The organism is Acrocarpospora pleiomorpha (assembly GCF_009687885.1).
GTDB classification, from domain to species: Bacteria; Actinomycetota; Actinomycetes; order Streptosporangiales; family Streptosporangiaceae; genus Acrocarpospora; species Acrocarpospora pleiomorpha.
The window spans coordinates 37,259-54,473 of record NZ_BLAF01000049.1; the positions used below are offsets into that span (position 1 = coordinate 37,259).

At 71.4% G+C, this 17,215-nt stretch carries 11 protein-coding genes; 5 read left to right on the plus strand and 6 right to left on the minus strand.

Annotated elements, in window-relative coordinates; all coding sequences use genetic code 11:
- Positions 1-5 precede the first annotated feature (5 nt).
- Entirely contained in the window at positions 6-605 is a 600-nt protein-coding gene (locus tag Aple_RS35245; protein WP_170321810.1) for a 4'-phosphopantetheinyl transferase family protein, read from the plus strand.
- Here the strand turns inward: Aple_RS35245 and Aple_RS35250 are convergent.
- From Aple_RS35250 to Aple_RS35270, 5 genes are read right to left on the minus strand one after another with little or no spacing between them, the layout of a single operon-like run.
- Positions 592-1,752: an acyl-CoA dehydrogenase family protein gene (locus Aple_RS35250; protein WP_155349080.1), complete on the minus strand. Its 1,161-nt coding sequence runs from the start codon at positions 1,750-1,752 to the stop codon at positions 592-594. The genes Aple_RS35245 and Aple_RS35250 overlap by 14 nt on opposite strands.
- The gene (locus Aple_RS35255; RefSeq protein WP_155349081.1) at positions 1,749-5,552 is read right to left on the minus strand and encodes an SDR family NAD(P)-dependent oxidoreductase; all 3,804 of its coding nucleotides are present in this window, start codon (positions 5,550-5,552) and stop codon (positions 1,749-1,751) included. Before Aple_RS35255 ends, Aple_RS35250 begins: the two co-directional genes overlap by 4 nt.
- Positions 5,549-10,276: a type I polyketide synthase gene (locus tag Aple_RS35260; RefSeq protein WP_170321811.1), complete on the minus strand. Its 4,728-nt coding sequence runs from the start codon at positions 10,274-10,276 to the stop codon at positions 5,549-5,551. The genes Aple_RS35255 and Aple_RS35260 overlap by 4 nt, the downstream gene beginning before the upstream one ends.
- Before the next feature lie 37 nt (positions 10,277-10,313).
- On the minus strand, positions 10,314-11,108 hold the full coding sequence (locus Aple_RS35265; protein WP_155349083.1) for an ABC transporter permease: 795 nt from the start codon (positions 11,106-11,108) through the stop codon (positions 10,314-10,316).
- Positions 11,098-11,934 carry an ABC transporter ATP-binding protein gene (locus Aple_RS35270; RefSeq protein ID WP_155349084.1) on the minus strand — a complete coding sequence of 279 codons (837 nt, stop codon included), beginning with the start codon at positions 11,932-11,934 and terminating at the stop codon, positions 11,098-11,100. Before Aple_RS35270 ends, Aple_RS35265 begins: the two co-directional genes overlap by 11 nt.
- A gap of 370 nt (positions 11,935-12,304) precedes the next feature.
- Here Aple_RS35270 and Aple_RS35275 point away from each other — a divergent pair, with 370 nt between their 5' ends.
- The 3 genes from Aple_RS35275 to Aple_RS35285 all read left to right on the plus strand — a co-directional run bounded on the left by Aple_RS35275 (position 12,305) and on the right by Aple_RS35285 (position 15,021).
- The gene (locus Aple_RS35275; protein WP_218038660.1) at positions 12,305-13,816 is read left to right on the plus strand and encodes a glycosyltransferase family 39 protein; all 1,512 of its coding nucleotides are present in this window, start codon (positions 12,305-12,307) and stop codon (positions 13,814-13,816) included.
- 75 nt (positions 13,817-13,891) lie between these two features.
- A complete protein-coding gene (locus tag Aple_RS35280; RefSeq protein ID WP_155349085.1) occupies positions 13,892-14,563 on the plus strand; it encodes a phosphotransferase in 672 nt (223 codons plus the stop codon).
- Positions 14,564-14,577: 14 nt separating this feature from the next.
- The gene (locus tag Aple_RS35285; RefSeq protein WP_155349086.1) at positions 14,578-15,021 is read left to right on the plus strand and encodes a DUF1707 SHOCT-like domain-containing protein; all 444 of its coding nucleotides are present in this window, start codon (positions 14,578-14,580) and stop codon (positions 15,019-15,021) included.
- On the opposite strand, the gene Aple_RS35290 is transcribed toward Aple_RS35285, so the two are convergent.
- A complete protein-coding gene (locus tag Aple_RS35290; protein WP_218038661.1) occupies positions 15,016-16,245 on the minus strand; it encodes an ROK family transcriptional regulator in 1,230 nt (409 codons plus the stop codon). The genes Aple_RS35285 and Aple_RS35290 overlap by 6 nt on opposite strands.
- Before the next feature lie 95 nt (positions 16,246-16,340).
- On the opposite strand from Aple_RS35290, the gene Aple_RS35295 reads away from it, so the two are divergent.
- On the plus strand, positions 16,341-17,180 hold the full coding sequence (locus tag Aple_RS35295; RefSeq protein WP_218038662.1) for a LacI family DNA-binding transcriptional regulator: 840 nt from the start codon (positions 16,341-16,343) through the stop codon (positions 17,178-17,180).
- Positions 17,181-17,215: the final 35 nt, after the last annotated feature.

The window sequence follows — 17,215 nt, forward strand, 5'->3', positions numbered from 1 at the left end:
CCTGCGTGTGGCGGGTTCACCTCGATCAGCCGGAGGGCGCGAGGTGGGCCTCGCCGCTTTCCGGGCCGGAACGGGATCGCGCGGCGGCGCTGGCCGGCCCGGTCGAGCGCCGCCGCTTCACGGTCGCGCACACCGCCCTGCGCGCGGTCCTCGGGCGCCTGGCCGGCGTGCCGCCGGCCGGGCTCGTCTTCGGCACCGAGCACAACGGCCGGCCGTACCTGGTCGGCCACCCGATCGACTTCAACCTGTCGCGCTCGGAGGAGTGGGCGCTGATCGCGGTGGCTCCGCCGGGCCTGCGGGTGGGCGTGGACGTCGAGCGTGTCCGTCACGATCTGGATCACCTGGCCATGGCCCGGCACCTGTACCAGCCCGCCGAGGTGGACCACCTGACCCGGGCCGCGTCCCCCGTAGAGGGATATTTCCGGTTTTGGTGCGCCAAGGAGGCGTATGTCAAGGCGGTCGGGGTCGGCCTGTCCGGCCTGCGGGACACGCTGGTAACGCCGGAAGGGAACGCGACGGTGGGTTCGTCGCGTTCCCTTCGCTGGCTGGACGTGGCGCCCGGCTATGCGGGCGCCGTTGTTACAACCGCTGTCACGACCGCTTAGAAACCGGCACCACGTACCGGCTGAACACCAGGTCTCGCAGCACGTCGTCGCCGCCCTCCACGATCGACACGTACCGCACGTCGCGCAGCAGCTTGCCGATCACCGCGTCGTGGGTGTACCCGACGCCGCCGAACATCTCCGACGCGGCCGAGGCGATCTGCCAGCCGGTCTGGCCGCAGAACATCTTCGTGGTCAGCGCCGCCTTCAGCGTGCCCACCCGGAGGAACTCCTCGCCCGCGTCCGGCCGGGCCGCGATCTCGTCGTACTGGCGGGCCGCGGCCAGGCACTGGTTGGCCATCACGTCGATCTGCATCTCGAACTGGCCCAGCTTGGCCGCGAACACCGCGTTGTTGGCCAGCGCGATGCCCTTGACCTGCTTGGCCTTGCCGTACTCCATGCACACGTCGCGGATCCGGCGGGCGATGCCGAGCGCGGTCGTGGCGATCAGGATGCGGCTGGCGTTCAGCCCCACCTCCAGCAGCCGCAGCCCGTTGCCGCGCAGCACGTTGGCGGCCGGCACGCGGCAGCCTTCCAGCGTCACCTGGTAGGTGGCCGAGGAGCGCAGCCCCAGCACGTCCCAGCGTTTGTCGATCCGGACGCCCGGGATGTCCCGGGGGACCAGCACGGCCAGGTAGCCGGCCGGGTCGTCCTCGGCGCGGGCGATCACCACCAGGAAGTCGGCGAAGTCGGCGTTCGTGGAGAACGCCTTCTCCCCGTTCAGCACGATGTGGTCCCCGTCGGCGCGGGCGGTCGTGGTGATCCTGGCCAGCTCGCTGCCGGCCGCGTGCTCGCTGCCGAGCGTCGCGCAGAAGCCGTTCCCGGCGACCAGCTTGCCCAGGTAGTGGTCCCGCAGCTCGGGGGACCCGTACCAAGAGAGCATGCTGGTCGTCAGGACCGGGATGAACAGGGTGAACGCGGCGCCGGCGTCGGCGTAGGCGAGCTCGGCGACGATCCGGACGCTCTCCTCCAGGCCGAGGCCGGGGCCGCCGTGCTCTTTCGGCACCCACCAGTTCGCCAGGCCGGTGTCGGCGAACCGCTCGTACAGCGGGAGCGGGGCCTCGGCCAGGGAGTCGAGGTAGGCGTCCTTGCCGGTCAGCTCCCTGCGGGCGAACGCCTGGATCGCCCGCAGGTACTCCGGTTGCTTCATTCCGCCTCCCGGTCGTCGAGCAGCTCGGCCAGCAGGCGCACCGTCGGGCACTCCAGCAGGCCGGTCACCGGGACCGACGCGTTCAGCGCCTTGCGGATCCTGGTGGTCAGCTCGATCGCGAGCAGCGAGTGGCCGCCCAGCTCGAAGAAGTTGTCGGTGGCGCCGATCGGCTCGATGCCCAGCACGCGCGACCAGATCTCGGCCAGCGCCGCCTCGGTGCCCTCCTTCGGCTCCACGTACGGGTTGTTCAGGTCCGGCCGGGGGTGGCGCTCCTGGTCGTCGAACGCGTCGTCGGCGCTGTGGATGTCGCCGGTGACCCACTGCGCCAGCCGTCCGTCCAGCGGGCCCGTCGAGATGACCAGGTGGCCGACCCGGTCGGTGGCCGACAGGGCCCGCTCGAAGATGTCGACGCCCTCCGCGGGGGCCATCGCGAAGCCGACGACGGCCTCGCTGTGGCCTTCCAGGCGGCCGGCGTCGATGCTCCAGGTGTCCCAGTCGACGGTCACCCAGCGGCCCCGGTCGGATACCCGAGCCTGCCGGATGTAGGCGTCCAGCGCCGCGTTGGCCGCCGCGTACGGCGCGAGCGTCATGCCGCCCAGCACCGCCGCGATGGACGACAGCGTGACCCGCCGGTCGCGAGCCTGCTCGCCGAGCACCTTCTGCAGCACGTGGAAGCCCTTGACCTTGGCCGCCAGGTGGGCGTCGCACTGGTCGCGGTCCATCAGGTGGGCGAAGTTGAAGTACGCCCCGTCCTGCACGCCCGCGCCGTGCACCACCACGTCGATCCCGCCGAACCGCTCGACCGCCGCCTCGACGACGGCCGCCATCTGCCCCTCGTCCGCCACGTCGGCGGACAGGCACAGCACGCTCGCGCCCCGGCTCTCCAGGTCCAGGATGTTGCGGAGGTGCCGGGCGGTGCGCTCGCCGCCGGGGGGAGTCTCGGCCAGGAACGTGTCCCACTCTTCGGGGGGCGGCAGCGGCGACCGGGCGGTGAGGACCAGGTTGCAGCCGTACTTGCCGGCCAGGTGCCGGGACAGCACCAGGCCGACGTCGCCGAGGCCGCCGGTGATCAGCACGGTCTCGCCGTCCTTGATCGGGCGCGTCTCGTCGGTCAGCTCGTCGATCGGGAACGGCTCGTAGGTCCGCAGCCAGGTCTCGCCGGCGCGGACCGCGACCGGGCCCTCGTGCGGGGTGAGGATCGCGGCCAGGATCTGGGTGGTGAGCTGCCCGAGCGCGGCCTCGTCGCCGGGCGCGACGGTGTCGGCGTCGATCGTGCGGGCCCGGACCCGGGGGTTCTCCTGGGCCAGGCTCGGGGCCAGCGCCGCCAGCGTGGACTGCTCCGGGTGGCGCAAGTCAGAGCCGAGCACGCCGGCCGCCCGCGAGGTGAGCAGGGCGAGCTCGGCGCGCGGCGCGGAACCGCTGTTGTCGACCAGCTCCCTGGCCAGCGCCAGCACGGAGTAGAAGCCGCGGCGCTGCTCGGCGTCGAAGTGCTCGACCGGGTCCTGGCCCGGTTCCGGCTCGGCCCCGGCCAGGCTGAACCCGTGGATGATCGCGCGCGGCGCGACCAGCAGCGAGTACAGCAGCTCGGCCATGTCATCGGGTTTGTCCGGCCGGATCGTGAAATTTCCGGCGTCGTCCTGGTCGAAGGTCGCGCCGCGGCGGACCGCGGTGACCTCGGCGCCCGCCGCGTTCAGGCGGTCGATCAGGGCCTCGCCCCGGGCGTCGTCGGCGAAGACCAGCCAGGGGCCGGCCGCCCGCAGCCGCTCGTCCAGGTCGGCGACCGCGAACGGGCGCTGCTTCCAGGTCGGCAGGTACGTCCACTTCGACCGGTCGAACGTCTTGTCGTTGCTGACCGGGGCGGCCTGGATGTTCGGGTTGGCCTTGACCCAGTAGTGGCGCTTCTGCCACGGGTAGGTGGGCAGCTCGACCCTGCGGCCCGCGCCGCGGTGCAGCGCGGTCCAGTCGATCGTGCTGCCGGCCTGCCACAGCCGGGCCAGCGTGGCCAGCAGCCACTCGGCCGCGGGCTCACTGTCGGCGGGGGAGACGATGATCTCCTCGGCCGCGTCCTCGCGCGTCACCTGCACGCCGAGGCGGCGCAGCCCGTCCGCCAGCGCGCCGAGCGCGTCGCCGCGGTCGGTGCCGTCCTCGATACCGAGCACGGCGTCGATCGCCGCGAGCAGCTCCGGCCACCAGGCCTCCGGCGCGCTCTCCGGCGTGACCAGTCGGACCTTCGGGTTGCGGCGCTGGGTCTTGGCGCCGATCCAGCGGGCGGAGTCGGCCAGCGCCAGGATCGCGTCGTCGCGGTCGGCGACCACGACCGCGCGCCGCAGCGCGAAGCCGCCGCGCGACACCTGCAGCGTGAACGCCACGTCCGCCAGATCCTCGGCGGAGTCGCCGGCCAGATAGCCGGCTAGCCGCTCGCCGAGCTGGTTCAGCGCGGTCTCGTCGGCCGCCGAGAACGTCAGCAGGTGCGGGCCCGGCCGGTCAGGACGTGCCGCGCGCGGCGGCGCCTGCTCCAGGACCACGTGCGCGTTGGTGCCGCCGAGGCCGAACGAGCTGACCCCGGCCCGGCGCGGGTGCGGCCCCTCGGGCCAGGGCTGGTGCTCGGTCAGCACGGTGAACCGGTCCCGCGCCGTCGCCAGCGCCGGGTTCGGCTGGACGTAGTCCGGCACGCCCTGCAGCAGCTCGTGCTTGAGGCTCAGCGCGGCCCGCATCAGCCCGGTCACCCCGGACGCCCGGTCCAGGTGGCCCAGGCTCGGCTTCAGCGAGCCGAGCACGGCCGGGATCTCGCGCGGCTGGGTGAACACCCGGTTCATGGCGGCCAGCTCGATCGAGTCGCCCAGCATGGTGCCGGTGGCGTGGCACTCGACATACCCGATGGTGTCGGGCTTGACGCCGGCCACGCCGAGCGCCGATTCGATCACCTCGGCCTGGCCGTCCACGCCCGGCGCGGTGTATCCGGCCCGCATCCGGCCGTCGTTGTTGGCGGCCGAGCCGAGGATGACGGCGTGGATCACGTCGCCGTCGGCGATCGCGTCCGACATCCGCTTGAGCGCGACCGTGCCGGCGCCGCTGCCCATCACGGTGCCGCTCGCCTCGGCGTCGAAGCTGCGGACCTTCCCGTCCGGCGACATGATGCCGCCCTGCTCGTACAGGTAGCCGGCCGGCTGGGGGAGCGGCGTGAACGCGCCGCCGGCCAGCGCGATGTCGCACTCGTAGGTGAGCAGGCTCTGGCAGGCCAGGTGCACCGCCACCAGCGAGGTGGAGCAGAACGTCTGCACCGACACGGCCGGGCCGCGCAGGCCCAGCTTGTACGACACCAGCGAGGCCAGCGAGTCGCGCTCGTTGCCGATCGCCATCAGCAGCGCCCCGCCGGGCTGGTGGGACAGATGGAAGATGTTCTTCACGATGTAGTCGGGGAACCCGCACCCGCCGAACACCGCGACCTGTCCCGGCACGTCGGTGGGGCAGTAGCCGGCGCTCTCCAGCGCCTCCCACGAGCACTCCAGGAACAGCCGGTGCTGCGGGTCCATCATCTCGGCCTCGCGGGGGTTGATCCCGAAGACCGTCGCGTCGAACTTGTCCAGGTCGGCCAGCGGGCCGCCGATCCGCACGTAGCGCGGGTCGGCGAGCTGCCCCGGCTCGACGCCGGTCTCGCGCAGCTCCGCATCGGTGATCTCGCGCAGGCCCTTGATCCCGGACAGTACGTTGCGCCACAGTTCCGCGACGCTGTCCGCGCCGGGGAAACGACCGGACATGCCGATCAGCGCCACCGCCGAGTCGTAATCGGTTTCCGTCATGATGTCCTTCCACTCCGGAGCATGTTGCGCCGCTGTTCGATGCGCGAGGTGCGCTGCTGCTCGCGCACGTCGGCCGTCTGCTCTTCCTTGGCCTCGCCCGCGGTGGCAGCTTCGGCGAGCGATGAGATCGTGGGCGACTGGTAGAGGATGTGCGGCGGCAGGTAGGACAGCCCCAGCGCCTTGCGGACCTCCGTGATGATCTCCATGCCCAGCAGCGAGTTGCCGCCCAGCTCGAAGAAGTTGTCGTGCACGCCGACCGACTCCAGGCCGAGCGCCTCGGTCCACACCTCGGCGATCTTCTCCTCGGTCTCGGACTGCGGCTCGACGAACGCGGTCGACAGGTCCGGTCGGGGGTGCCGGCCGAACGCGTCCCTGAGCTTCTTGACCGTCGCCTGGTGGCTCTCGATCGAGGACTTGCGGCTCATCGCGACCAGCGGCGCGAAGTCCTGCGTGGAGGCGACGACATGCCGCTCGCCGCTGGCCAGCACGCGCATCAGGGTCTCGAAGCCATCCTCGTAGCTGAGCCCGAACAGGCCCCGGTACCAGGTGAAGTACTGCTTGGAGCCCTCGTCGTAGTTCTCCAGGCCCTCGGTCCAGCCGTTCCAGGTCCACTCGCACCAGTCGACCGAGGTGACCAGCGTGCCGGGCAGCGGGTCGCTGAGCGCGAACGAGTCCAGGAACGCGTTGGCCGCGCAGTAGTCGACCTGGCCCGCGCCGCCGCCGGTGGCGGAGGTGGTGGAGGAGTACAGGGCGACGAAGTCGGCCGGCACGTCCTTCAGCACCTCGGCCAAGGCCAGCGAACCGGCCACTTTCGGGGCCAGCGTGCGGTCGATGTCGGCCACCGTCTTGAACTGCATCAGGCCGACGGCCGGCACGCCGGCGCAGTGCAGCACGCCGTTGAGCTCGCCGAACGTCTCGATCGCCGCGCCGACCGCGCGCCGCACGTCCGCGACCTGGGACACGTCGCCGGCCACCGTGATGACCTCGGTGCCGCCGCTTTCCAGCCGGCGCAGGCCTTCGACGCGCCGCCGTACCTCGTCTGCGGTGGTGGGAGCGGCCAGGATCTGGCTCCACTGGTCCTTCGGCGGGACCGGGGTGCGGCCCATCAGGACCAGGTTGGCCTGGTATTTCTCAGCCAGCAGCTCGGCCATGCCCAGGCCGATGCCGCCCAGACCGCCGGTCACCAGGTACGTCCCGCCGCGCCGCACCGCCACGGCCGGGTCGGTCCTGTCGATGGTGGCGGCGTCCAGCACCTCGTAGCCGGGCGTCCACCTGCGGCCCTCGCGCAGCGCGACGACCTGGTCGGCGGGGTCGGCCCGCAGTTCGGCCAGCAGCCCCCGCAGGGAGGCCGGTCCGGTGGTGGCGTCGATGTCGATCAGGCGGGTCTTGACCCTCGGGTACTCGACCGGGATGAGCCGGGTCGGGCCGAGCAGCGTGTTGCGCTCGGGGAGGATCTCGTCGCCGGTCAGCACCTTCTGGCTGCCGACGGTGACGATGTCCAGCGCCCAGGCCGGCAGGCCGAGGTCGACCGCCGCGCGGGCGAACGAGACCAGCGTGTGCAGGCCGCGCTTGAGGCACTCCTGGGTGGCGTCGCCCCCGCCGGGGGCCGGATCGGCGGTCCAGAGGTGCACGACCCGCTCCGGCTGGAAGTCCCGGCTGCCGAGCGCGCGCAGCGCGGCGACGATGTCCTCCTGGGAACCCGGCCGGACGACGATGCCGTCAGGGCCGTCCTGGTACGCGTCGCCGGGCCGTACCAGCACGACCTCGTGGCCGAGCGCGTCCAGACCGGCGCGTACGGACGCGGTCAGCGTGTCGGCCAGGCCGGTGTCGGTGTAGATCAGCCACTTGGTGAGCTCTTCCTCGCGAACCAGCTGCGGCGCGGTCTGCCGCCACACCGGGACGTTGATCCACCGCTCGTCCGGCAGGCGCGGCAGCGCGGTCGCGATGCTGGTGGGGTCGCTCTCGTCCAGCATCGGCACGCCGGTGCCCAGCGCGGACTGGTCGATCTCCAGCCAGTAGTCCTGCCGCTCGAACGGGTAGGTCGGCAGCGGCACCCGGCCGGGCGTCCAGTCGGCGTCCGGGCCGGCGTGCAGCGCGTCCCAGTCGACCGGCACGCCGGCCAGCCAGAGCTTGCCGACCGCGGTCGCGGTGGCGGCGAGCGTCTCGACCTGGTCGCCCTGGCCGGGCAGGGTGGTGACGATCAGCGGCCACTGGTTCCGGTCGCAGTCGGGGTGGCCGCGGGTCAGCGCGCCGAGCGACTGCCCGGGGCCGATCTCGGCCAGGGCCAGGTCGCCGCCGCGCAGCACGTGCGCGAGCCCGGCGCCGAACTCCACCGTCTCGCACATGTGGCGGGCCCAGTAGCCGGGGTCGGTGACCAGGTCGGCGGTGGCGATCGCGCCGGTGACGTTGCTGACGTAGGGGATGGCCGGCGGGTTCAGCGTCACGTTGGCGCTGATCCAGGAGGTCAGCTCGGCCGCGATCGGGGCGAGCATCCGGGAGTGGAATGCGTGCGTGGTCTGGAGCCGGCGGCAGCCGATCTCGGCCGACCTGAGCAGCGCGGCGGCGGCCGTGACGGTCTCCTCCGGCCCGGCCAGCACCAGCTGCGAGCCGGTGCGGACCGCGATGTCGAGATCGAGGTCGCCCAGCAGGGACTTGAGCCGCTTCTCGTCGGCGGCCACGGCCAGCATCGCGCCCTCGGGCTGGGAGGTGATCAGCTTGGCCCGGTAGGCGACCAGCCGCAGCGCGTCGGCCAGCGACAGCACCCCGGACAGGCAGGCCGCGACGTACTCGCCGAGGCTGTAACCGACCATGATCTCCGGCTTGATGCCCCAGCTCATCAGCAGCCGGGCCAGCGCGTACTCGGCGACGAACACGGCGGGCTGGATCAGATGCGCGTTCGGGGTGGACTGCGGGGACGCGTTCCCGGTCCGGCCGAGCAGCGCGGCCAGATCGGCGGCCTGCCCGGGTGCGGCCGCGACGAAGATGTCGGACAGCTGGGAGGCTTCGGTGAGCCCCAGCACGCTGACGCATTCGTCCACGTCCGCCCGGAAGCCGGGCTCGGACTCGTACAGGGCGGCGACCATGCCCGGGTACTGCTCGCCGACCCCGGCGATCAGGAACCCGGCCTTGCGGCCGACCGTCGTGTCGGTACGGCCCAGCGCCCCGGCCGGGTCCGCGAGCAGCGCGGCGGCCTTGGCGTTGCTGTCGGCGATGACGACCTTGCGGTGGTTGAAGACCTTGCGGCCCACCTGGAGGGTGTAGGCGACATCGCCCAGGTCCATGTCGGCGGTGATGCCCTCGCTCAGGCGGGCCAGCGCCCGCTCGGCGGCGGCGGCCGACCGGGCCGACACCGGGAGGATCTGCCAGCGGCGCGGGCGCTCCTGGCGCGGGGCCGGGAGAGGGGCTTCGAAGATGATGGCGTGCGCGTTGGTGCCGCCCATGCCGAGCGAGCTGATCCCGGCGATGCGCGGCCGGCCGGCGCTGCGCGGCCAGGGGGTGGGCTGGGCCGTCACGTAGAACGGGCTGGTGTCGAAGTCGATTTCGGGGTTCGGCGCGTTGTAGTGCAAGGTCCCCGGGATCAGCTCGTGCCGCAGCGACTGGACGACCTTGATCAGACCGGTCACGCCCGAGGCGCGGTCCAGGTGGCCGACGTTCGGCTTGATCGAGCCCAGGACGCAATACTGCTTCTTCTCGGTCTGCCCGAACGCCCTGGTCAGCGCCGCGACCTCCATCGGGTCGCCGACCTCGGTGGCGGTGCCGTGCGCCTCCACGTACGAGATCCGCGACGGGTCCACGCCCGCCTTCTCGATCGCCTTGGACACGCAGCGGCGCTGGCCGTCGATGCTGGGGGCCAGGTAGCTGAACTTCATCGCGCCGTCGTTGTTGATCGCCGACGCGCGGATCACCGCGAGCACGGTGTCCCGGTCGGCGATCGCCTTGCCCAGGCGCTTCAGCGCGACCACGGCCGCGCCGTCGCCGAACATGCTGCCCCGGCCCTCGGCGTCGAAGGTCCGCACATGGCCGTCGGGCGACTCCTGGCCGCCCTCCTCCCAGAGGTAACCGGTCCGGTCCGGGATCCGGATGGAGACGCCGCCCGCGAGCGCCATGTCGCACTCGTCCCGGCGCAGCGCCTCGCTGGCCAGGTGCACCGCCACCAGCGAGGTCGAGCAGAACGTCTGCACGGTCACGCTCGGGCCGGACAGGTCCAGCCGGAACGACACGTTGGTGGCCAGCGAGTCCTTGTCGTTGCCGATCATCAGCGCGGACGGGTCGATGCCCATCGCGAACGCCTGCAGCCGGGTCAGCAGGTAACCGCTGATGTTCATGCCGGCGAACACGCCGACCGAGCCACGGTTGTCGGTCGAACCGTACCCGGCCGACTCCAGGACCTCCCACACGCATTCGAGGAAGAGCCGCTGCTGCGGATCGGCCAGCATGGCCTCGCGCGGGTTGTAGCCGAAGAACGCCGCGTCGAAGCCGCGGATCTCCTCGAGAATCGGCCGGCTCCGGACATAGTTCGGTTTCGAGAACGTCGTCGCGGGGACGCCCGCCTCGATCAGCTCCGCGTCGGAGAATTGCGTGAAGGATTCGACGCCGGTGCTGATGTTCCGCCAGAACGTTTCGACGTCATTGGCTCCCGGAAATCGACCGGCCATGCCGATGATCGCAATATCGGACTCGTCCGCGGCGTATCGCGAGTCACCAGGTGGATGTTGCTGATTCATCAACATGCCCCTTTATTGTGGGAAATCGATTTGGATTTCAGAGCAGCCCGCCGCGGCCCCAGCCGCGGGTGAGCCGGCGAATGGCGAACACGCCGGCGATCAGCGCGATCCCCAGCAGGATCGCCGCGGGCAGCATGGTGCCGGCCGTGTCGCCGGCGACCGCGGCCTGCAGCATTTCCAGGGCCCAGTAACCGGGAGACACGTGCGCGGCGACCTGCGCCCAGTCCGGCATCAGGCTCAGCGGCACCAGCGCGCCGCCGAGCGAGCTGAGCGTCAGCGCGCCCACGTCCGAGATCACGCTGAGCTCGCCGTGGCTGCGCACGATCGCGGCCAGCAGCGCGCCGATCGCCAGCAGCGTGAACGCCCAGACCAGGATGGACATGAGGACCAGCGGGATGTTGCTCGGGATGGGCAGGCCGATGACCAGGCAGCCGTACCCGAGCAGGATGGCCTGCTGCACGATCATCACCAGGTAGATGGGCAGGGTCTTGCCGAGCAGCAGTTCGGCGGCCGGCGCCCGGCTCACGCGGAGCCGGTCCCAGGTCTTCCAGGTCCGCTCGGCCAGGATCGCGTTGCCCGCGATGGAGATCGCGAACACCGAGAACATGACCAGCAGCCCGGTCACCACCTTGGTGGTGCCGCCCTCGACCGCCCGCACGTAGAGCGGCTTCAGGACCAGCATCAACACCATCGGCATGACCAGGTAGCTGATCATCTGGCCGGGGTCGCGGAGCCGGATGATCGTGTTGTGGTTGGCCAGCGCGCCGATCCGGTACACGGATTCGCGCAGCGTGGCGATCGGCCCGGCCCGGTAGCCGGTGTCAAGAAGCATCGCTGACCGCCAGGGATCGGTAGAGGTCGTCCAGGGAGGGGTTGTGGACCTCGATCGTGCTGATCGGCCGCTCGGCGCGGCTGAGCAGGTCGATCAGGGTGGCCGCCGGCTGCGTGGTGGAGACGCGGACCTCCTCCTCGTTGTCGTGGATCAGGCACACCTCGCCGGGCAGTCCTTCCACCAGCTCGTCGTAGGTGCCCCGCGCGATGATCCTGCCGTTCCTGGCGACCGCGATGGTGGCCTGCAGCTCGACCAGTTCGGGCAGGTAGTGGGTGGTGTAGACGATGGCGGCGCCGTCGCCGGCGCGCTGCTTGACGACGTCGAGCATCGCCTCGCGGGTCTCCAGGTCGGCGCCCGCGGTCGGCTCGTCCAGCAGCAGCAGGCCGGGCCGGTGGATCAGCGCGGTGGCCGCCTGGACGCGGCGCTGCTGGCCGCCGGACAGCCCCGCCGTCTTCCGGTCGAGGAACGCGCCGAGCCGCAGCGCGACGGTCAGGTCCTCGATGGCGCTGTCCAGCGCGGTGCGGCGCAGCCCGGCGAGCTTCCCGAACAGGATGAGGTGCTCGCGCACGGTGATCGACGGGTAGAGCGCGATATGTTGCGGCGCGACGCCGACCTGGCCCTTGCTGGCCGACGGCGGCCGGCCGTCGATGGTCACGTGACCGCTGTCCTGACGGATCAGGTACGAAACGATCTCCACGAAGGTCGTCTTGCCCGCGCCGTTGTGCCCGACCAGGCCGACGATCTCACCGGCCGCCACACTCAGGCTGAATCCGTCCAGAGCGAGGACCGAACCATATCGTTTGACAAGATCGATGGCTTGCAGCAACGTGTCACCTCCTTGAGTATTCACACCGAAAAGACGTCCGCTTTTCGCGTGCCCCGCGAATTGGAAATTCGGGCGGCGTTACGAATACGCCACCGGTTGAATACTGAAATCGAGTTACCGCTACAATAGCGGCGGGCGGCCCGGCCGCTATTGGCAAGAAGTGGCCGGAGACAACAGGCCAACGGCGCGGCGGTTCTTCCGGAGTCGCCGCGATAGGGGTCACCCCCCTACCCGCCCGGCCGCGAAGACAGGGGTTGCGCCCGGTCGCCCTTTGGGCCGCTTCCAAGCCGCCTGACCTGCGGATACAGTCCTATTACGGCTTGACCGCAACGATCTGTTCAGGGTGACGGGCAGCTGTCATGCTCTCCGGGTGACTATCGAACGCTCTGACACAACGTTGCCGGAGGAAGGCGAAAGTCGCCTCGGGGAACTGCCACCCTTCGCGGTGGGTCCGGTCGCCGCGGTCGCGGCGCTGCTCGCGGCCGTGCTGACCGCCTTATCCGGCCGGTACGGATTTCATCGCGACGAGCTCTACTTCATGGTCGCCGGCGACCACCCCGACTGGGGTTATGTGGACCAGCCGCCGCTGACCCCGCTGCTCGCCCGCGCGAGCACTGCTTTGCTCGGCGACAGCCCGTTCGCGCTCCGCGTCGTCGCGACGCTGCTCTGCGTGGCCGCGGTCGTGACCGTCGCGCTGATCGCCCGCGAGCTCGGCGGCGATCGCCGGGTGCAACTCGTCGCCGCCTGCTGCGCGGCCACGTCCGCGATCGTCCTGGGCCTCGGCCACCTGCTCGCCACCGCCACCCTGGACATGTTCGCCTGGCTGCTGGTCAGCCTGCTGGTGCTGCGCCTGCTCCGCACCGGCGACGGCCGCTGGTTCCTGGCGATCGGCGTCGCGATCGGCGTCGGCATGGAGAACAAGCAGCTCATCGCGCTGCTGGTGGTGAGCCTCTTCCTGGCGCTCCTGCTGGTCGGGCCGAGGCACGTGCTGCGCACCCGCTGGCTGCCCATCGGCGCGCTGGTCGCCCTGGTCATCGCCGCCCCCAATCTGATCTGGAGCGCCGCGCACGGCTGGCCGCAGTTCGCGGTCGCGGCCGGGATCAGCGAGGAGGACGGCGGCGAGAACCGCGCGATGCTCGTCCCGCTGCTGATCGTGCAGCTTTCCCCGATCTTCGTCCCGCTCTGGGTGGCGGGTCTGATCCGCCTGTGGCGGGACCCGGCGATCCGCTGGGCCCGGCTGTTCCCCGTGGCCACCGCGCTGCTCGTCGTGATCGTCCTGATTACGGGCGGCAAGTCGTACTATGTGCTGCCTTTGTTGCTGGTGTCGATGGCCGCCGGTGTGGAGCCCATCATGCGCTGGGCTCGGCCGGTCGTGCTCGTCGCGGGCGTCGCGGTCGCGGCGGCCGTCAACATCGTCGTCGGCCTGCCAGTCCTGCCGCCCTCCGCCGCGCAGCTGCCCAACGCGTTGAACGCCGAGGTGGGGGAGCAGATCGGGTGGCCGGAGTTCGTCCGGTCGGTGGGGGACGCCTGGAACCAGATCCCCGAAGCGGACCGCGCCCGAGCCGTCATCTTCGCCCAGAATTACGGTGAAGCCGCCGCGATCGCGCAGTACGGCCCTGACTACGGCCTCCCTGGCGCCTATTCGGGACATATGAGCTACGCCGACTGGGGCCCGCCCCCGGACACCGCCAGCGGCCCCGTCCTCCTGGTCCACGCCGGAGAGAACCGCCGCATTCCCGCCCGATTCACCGATTGCCGCCTCATCGGCCCGGTCGACACCGGCTACGACCTCGACAACAAGGTCACGGAGAACGTCATCCAGCTCTGCGGCGCCGCCCCCGTCTCCTGGTCCGCCCTCTGGCCGATCCTGCGGCGTACCTGATGGCACCAATCGTCGGGGAGAAGCTGCCACCGGCAGCCCGGTCAATCGCGGCGCTTGTCGGCCTAGCCTGGCGGCATGCGCGTAGGTTGTCTGATCGGGTCGGGACGGGACTGCGACGTCTTCGAGGCCGGAGCCGGCAAGGTCATCCGGCGGGCCAAGGACGGCCGGAGCCTGGAACGCGAGGCGTCCGTCATGCGGCATGCCCGGCGTGGCGGCTTTCCCGCGCCGGAGGTGTTCGACGCCGACGGCTCCGACATCCTGATGGAGCGCATCGACGGCCCGAGCCTGCCCGAGGACGCCGTCGCCCATCCGTGGCGGATGTCCGAGCACGGCGCGCTCCTCGGGGAGCTGCTCATCAAGCTGTCGGCCGTACGCGCCCCGGGCTGGCTGCCGGCGGCCTGTGGGGGTGGCAAGTTGCTCCATCTGGACCTGCACCCTTACAACGTGCTGCTCACTCACGACGGCCCCAGGGTCATCGACTGGGCCAATGCCGGCCGTGGCGCTTCCGCCGCCGATGTCGCCTCCACCTGGCTGGCTGTCGCGTCATTCCCGTTGCGCGACCCCGAACTGCGGCGGGGGCGCCCGCTCATGCTGGCGGCCTTTCTCGACCATGTCGACCGCGAGGCGGCCCGGCCGTACCTTTACATGATGGCGGAGCGCCGCCGTACCGATCGAAACGCCGACACTGCGGAGACGGCCGCCATCGACCGCCTCCTCGCCCGCGAACAGCCCGTGAACGTTCCTTGAGGAGGCACTGAAAAATGGTAGATCGACGTGAAGTCCGGGTGTCCGACGGTGATCGCGAGGCCGCCGTCGCCCGGCTCCTGTCCGCCGTGGACGAGGGCCGCCTCAGCCTCGACGAGTACAACGACCGCATGGGCCGCGCCTACGAGTCGGTCACCTACGCCGACCTGGACAACCTCTTCTTAGACCTCCCCGGCACCGCCCCCACCGCGGCTCCCGCCACCACCGCCACGCAGACGAAGGCGCCGGCCGTGGCGACGGGCGCGCTGCCGCGCTGGCTCAAGGTGCTCTGGGTGGCCTGGGCCGCCAAGGTCGCCCTCAACCTGGTCATCTGGGTCATGCTCAGCATCACCGAGGGCGAGCTCCTGTACTTCTGGCCGATGTGGATCATCGTCCCGCCGGGCGCGATCCTCTTCGCGCTCAGCTACGCCACCTCCATGTCCCGGCAGAACCGCTCATAAGCCCGGCGCGGCGACCTGTGGCCCGTGGCCGGGGGCGACGGATCCCTGCAGCACCAGGGCCGCCCCGCCGATGGCCGCGGAGTCGCGGGGATTGCTCGACAGGTCGACCTGCACCACGTGGATCCGGCGCGAGAACGCCCGCTCCGCGAGGCGGCGGCGGATCTCGCTGACGTAGAGCGAACCGGCGACGGCGAAGCCAGGACCCGCGAGCACGAGCGTGTCGAGGTCCCAGAGGTTGGCGAGCGTCATGGCGCCGTCGGCGAGGAGCAGGGCCGACTCGTCGACCAGCGCGCGGGCCTGCCCGTCGCCGTAGATCGCCGCGCGGGCGAGGACGTCGAACGCCCGCGCGTCCGGGTCGTCGGGGCGGATGCGCAGGCGGTCCGCCAGGTTGGGGATGGCCCTGGCCCGGTCGACCAGTGCGGCGGGTGCCGCGTACAGCTCCAGGCAGCCGCGACTACCGCAGCGGCACCGGGCACCGTCGCGGACCACCGAGACGTGCCCGATCTCCCCCGCGTTGGAGCTGGCGCCGCGATGGAGCGCTCCGTCCAGGACGACCCCTGAGCCGATGCCCGAGTTCATGTAGAGGCACCCGAAGGTACGCTCCCGCGAGACCTGCCGCCCCCAGAACTCGCCCACGGCGGCCGCGGCGGCGTCGCTGTCCACCAGCACCGGCACGCCCAGCCGGGCGGTCAAGGCAGGGCCGAGGTCGAGGTCGGCCCACCGCTCCAGGCCAGGGAGCGCGAGGAACCTGCCCCGGGCGACGTCGACCGGACCCGGGCCGACGACGGCAAGACCTGCCACGCTCTGCGGCGACAGACCAAGTCCTTGCGTGACGTCGCGGTAGAGCCCGGCCAGCTGGGCGACGACGTCCTCCGGCTTCTCGGCGGGCGGCGCGGAGACGAGTTCGCGCCCGATCGTGCCGCCCCGCGTGTCCGTCACGACGCACGTGAGGGTGTCGGCTCCGATGCGGATCCCGACGCCGTAGGCTGATCGGGAGTTGATCACGAGCAGGGTCCGGGGCTTGCCACCGGTCGCGACCGTGGCGCCGGTCTCGCGCACGACGCCGTCGTCGATCAGGCGGCGGACGATGTTGGAGATCGTCGGCTGGGTCAGCCCGGTCGCCTCGACGAGCTCCACCCGGCTGATCGGCCCCGCGGACCGGATGAGGTCGACGATGAGCGCGCGGCTCCCTGGCCCCGCCACCGCGGACTCCCGTCGGGCCACGCTCAACCACCTCTAGTCCAGGCCGAGACTACGTTACGGTCACGAGGTTAGTTCACGAGGGAAGGGCACCGATGGCCGCGTTATCGACGGGTACGTTGACACGCCCCCGGGCGGGCACGCCGGTGGGCCTCGCCCTCGTGCGCGACGCCGAGGTTCTCGGCGCCGAGCCGTTCTTCCACGAGTTCATCGCGGGCATGGAGCGGGTCCTCGTCCCGCTGGGGGTGTCCGTGCTGCTCCAGGTGGTCGCCACCGTACGGCAGGCGAGCGACCGGATGCGCGCGTGGGCGGCCGAGGGCCAGGTGCAGGGGATGATCCTGATCGACCTGCTGCCCGGCGACGAGCGGGTCGCGCTCGTCGCCGAGCTGGGCATGCCGACCGTGGTCATCGGCGACCCAGTCACCGCCGGAGGGCTGCCGACGGTGTGGACGCAGGACGAGGTGGCCATGCGCGACGTCGTCGCCGCGCTGGTCGCGGGCGGGCACACGCATCTCGGCCATGTCGCCGGGCCGGCCGAGATGGCGCACACGATCATCCGCCGCCGCACGTTCGACGCCGTCGCGGCGGAACACGGCGTGCGCACGACGACGTTCGACGGCGACTACTCCGAGGCGGCCGGCGTGCGCGCGGTCACCACCCTCCTGGGCATCGACGACCGGCCGACGGCGCTGATCTTCGACAACGACGTCATGGCGCTCGGCGCGCTGCACGAGGCGAGCCGTCTCGGCCTGGCGGTCCCGGCCGACCTCTCGCTCGTGGCGTGGGACGACTCGGCGCTGTGCCAGCTCGCGGACCCCCCGCTCAGCGCCGTCAGCCATGACGTCCAGGCGTTGGGCGAGCTGGTCGGCGAGACCCTGGCCGAAGCCCTGTCGGGAGCCGCGCCCCGCGTGATCACGGCCGCGCCGGCGACGCTGGTGGTGCGCGGCTCAAGCATTTAATAGATTACTAATCTTTCTTATTGACTCCGGGGCTT